General features: G+C 44.0%; 2 protein-coding genes. Both read right to left on the bottom strand.

The features are described 5' to 3' along the window. A partial coding sequence (locus A3738_RS17665; protein ID WP_068763742.1) for a DMT family transporter occupies positions 1-678 on the bottom strand: 678 nt, incomplete at its 3' end. Beyond that, a partial coding sequence (locus A3738_RS17660; RefSeq protein WP_156504315.1) for a thioredoxin family protein occupies positions 675-1,265 on the bottom strand: 591 nt, incomplete at its 5' end. The genes A3738_RS17665 and A3738_RS17660, both read right to left, overlap by 4 nt.

The raw sequence follows: 1,265 nt of genomic DNA, 5'->3' as shown, positions 1-1,265 counted from the left end.
TAATGTGGCAACTCCGGCAAGCGTCAATAACAAGGTAAACTGATTAAAAGACGGTTCTGACCAGTTCTGAAGCGCAACCGGCAACGACGCTAAACTCGCAAACAAACCGAAGTAAAACACGGTTCGCAAGGCGGGCTCTCCGCCGCCCATCTTACGGATAGTGACTTTTGCCAACGCCGCGAGACACGCACCTAACAAACCAATTCCTACCAGAGATAGCGCATCGAATGTGGCTGACATATTCTGTTGAAGCTTAGGCTCACTAATAATGCACACACCTATGAAACCAAGAATGATGGCAAACCAAGTTGCTGCAGAACTTATTTCTTTTAGCCACAATGCTGCGATCAATGGGATAAAAAACGGTGTGCACAGTTTTAAAAGAATCGCCTCGGTAAAGTGCATGCGGCCCAAAATATAAAAGAAGCAGCTCATTGCACTGACACCTATCAAACCACGCACTAAGTGCAGATGCATTTGCTGGCTTTTAAAACCTGTAAAGCCAAACTGATGAATGATCAATGGGATGATGATAATGAGCGCGAGGGAGTTGCGGAAAAACACAATGGTTTCTGTACTCAGGTCGGCGCTCATATATTTTATAAGCGCCCCCATGATGGCAAAACAGATTTCACCGCCAATAATTGCGGCGATGGGTAGTGCTAATGACGAATTCATTCTGAATTTCCAAGAGCTCGATTTAATCGCTCTTGGAAACGCTTCTTCCCAATTTCACCAACAACTCTAAGTTGCTTCATTTCGTTTTGATTTGTATCGAAAAACAGATAAGAAGGCGGGCCAAATATTTCGTATTTTTCCATCAATGCAATGTTGCCTGCATCATTTTTAGTCATGTCTGCTTTGATGAGGTAATACTGACCAAGCTTGTCGGCAATATCTTGTTGCGGAAAGACGTCTCTTTCCATAATGATGCAGCTAATACACCAGTCGGCATATATGTCTACAAAAGCAGGCTTGCCAGCAAGTTTTGCATTTTCTAGCTCGTTTTGAAGATCTTTTAAAGAGTAGACCTTGATAAACGGGAGCTTACTTTCACTCAGAACTGCACTGGTAAGCGGTCGCATAGGATCATTCGATCCTTTAATTGCTCCAAATAGCCAGAGCGCACCGATCAGCAACAGTAGCGAACCCAAAGTGTATTTGATGGCGCGGGTATGAATTTTGTGTGTTCTTTGAGTAAATACGTATATCGCGGCACCGACAGAAAGAACGCCCCAGAGTGCTAAACCTATGTTTCCTGGAAC

The sequence above is a fragment of the Oleiphilus sp. HI0066 genome (assembly GCF_001635725.1).
Note: the sequence above shows the minus strand (reverse complement) of the source record. Positions and strands in the feature narration are given on the sequence as shown.